The following is a 1,261-nucleotide window of genomic DNA, read 5'->3' as shown; positions in this document are numbered from 1 at the left end:
TGTAAGCTTCCCCAAAAACAAGAACATTTAAAAATATAGTTTTTAAATTTGGAAGACTATGAAAAACAGTAAATTTTCAGAAGTTCAGATCATCAAGATTTTATCTGAACAAAATCAAGGAAAAGCAGTAAATGAGATTTGCCGCGAACACGGCATCAGCCAGCCGACATTTTACAAGTGGAAAAGTAAATACGGAGGATTGGATGTGCAGCAACTCTCGAAAATGAAGGAACTGGAAAAGGAGCTTTCGCAGTATAAAAAAATTGTAGCGGAACTTACCCTGGAAAATGTGGTCATGAAAGATGTGATTTCAAAAAAGTTTTAACACCTTCTGAGAAGCGGGAACTGGTTGTTTATTCCAAATCAGAACACGGAATAAGCACTCGGAATGCGTGTAAACTTTTTATCATATGCAGTTCTGTGTTTTACTACAAAAAGAAGACGAACAATGAAGACGACAAGATTCGGGAGGAACTGGTTTCGCTTGCAAACCAGCACCAGACCTGGGGATTTTGGACGATGCATCACCGTTTGAGAAACTTGGGTTTTGGGTGGAATCACAAACGGGTTTACAGGATTTACAAATCGATGAAGCTAAATTTGAGAAGCAAAAGGAAAAAACGCCTTCCAGCAAGGATTAAAGAGCCCTTACTTCGCCCGATTTATCCTAATATTACTTGGAGTATGGATTTTATGCACGACACTTTGGAATGCGGTAAAAGCGTGAGAAGCCTTAATATCATTGATGATTTTAACAGAGAAATTTTAAATATTACCATTGATACCAGTTTACCATCAGCAAAAGTAGTTTCGCAACTGGAACAACTGATCGACTGGCGTGGAAAACCTGAAAAAATAAGAGTGGATAACGGTCCGGAGTTCATTGCAGAAAAATTAAAAGATTGGTGCGGCAAGAATGAAATTGTCCTTCATTATATTCAGCCCGGAAAACCAACGCAAAACTCTCTGGTGGAGAGATTCAACCGAACTTTTCGGACAGAATTTTTAGACGTTTATCTTTTTGAGAACATCAAGCAAATGAGAAACTATTCGGAAATCTGGATGTGGATGTATAACAATGAGCGCCCTCACAAATCATTGCAATACCTCACACCAAGGGATTTTTTATTGAAATATGGAAAACTTGCCCAAGCAAAGGCCAACGAGTTTCCCACATTCCAACAAAATTTTAACAACAACAACAATAAATTATTAACAAAAAACTCTACTTTTGAGTGTGCCTAAGATGGGTGAGATTACA

Annotated in this window: 1 pseudogene; it reads left to right on the top strand. The window is 37.8% G+C overall.

Annotation, left to right across the window (positions count from 1 at the left end):
• Positions 1 to 58 precede the first annotated feature (58 nt).
• Positions 59 to 1,134: pseudogene (locus tag N5D03_RS14825) on the top strand (IS3 family transposase); the annotation flags it as partial.
• Positions 1,135 to 1,261: the final 127 nt, after the last annotated feature.

The organism is Empedobacter sp. GD03861, assembly GCF_029840885.1.
Lineage (GTDB): Bacteria > Bacteroidota > Bacteroidia > Flavobacteriales > Weeksellaceae > Empedobacter > Empedobacter falsenii_B.
The sequence above is the reverse complement of the archived record's forward strand: the minus strand, read 5'-3'. Positions and strand labels throughout refer to the sequence as shown.